The 504-nt window shown below is 72.2% G+C and carries 1 protein-coding gene and 1 pseudogene; both read right to left on the reverse strand.

Translation table 11 applies throughout. The annotated features are described in order from the left end of the window. A pseudogene (locus G3I78_RS47620) lies at positions 1-180 on the reverse strand (IucA/IucC family siderophore biosynthesis protein); the annotation flags it as partial. After that, the coding region (locus G3I78_RS47625) for a GNAT family N-acetyltransferase (protein WP_164436851.1) at positions 177-504 on the reverse strand (328 nt) is incomplete at its 5' end. The pseudogene G3I78_RS47620 and the gene G3I78_RS47625, both read right to left, overlap by 4 nt.

Consider the following 504-nt stretch of genomic DNA (forward strand, 5'->3'; position numbering starts at 1 on the left):
CTTGAAGCGGTACTCGACGGTGGAGTCGTCGCTGAGGACCGAGTAGAGGTCGGAGCCCAGCGGCGTCGGGGTCAGCAGGCGCTCGTGGGAGAACTCCGCGAGGCCCTTGCGGACCAGGGCGCGGTTGGCGCGGGCCCACAGCTCCGGGCTCAGGTGGGCGACCGCGTCGGCGAGGCTCATATGGACACCCCCTGGGCGGCCGTGGCGGCCTCGAACTGCGCGCGGGTGCAGAAGCTCAGCAGGGCTTCCTTCTCCGGCTTGGTGACCTGGCGCTCCGGCACGAAGCCGACGGCCTCGTTGAGGGCGTGCACGGCGGTGTTGGCGACGTCCGGCTCGACCACGACGCGCTCGGTGGCCGGGTCGGCGAAGACCGCGGCCATGACCGTGGTGATCACGGCGCGGGTGAAGCCGTGCAGCGGGGTGTCGCTGGGGGCGACGAGGAAGTGCATGCCGACGTCGCCCGGCTGGGCGTCGTAGAGGCCGACCAGCTCCAGCTCGGACGGG

Origin of the sequence: Streptomyces sp. SID13726 (assembly GCF_010548375.1) — a bacterium.
In the GTDB taxonomy this organism is placed as follows: Bacteria; Actinomycetota; Actinomycetes; order Streptomycetales; family Streptomycetaceae; genus Streptomyces.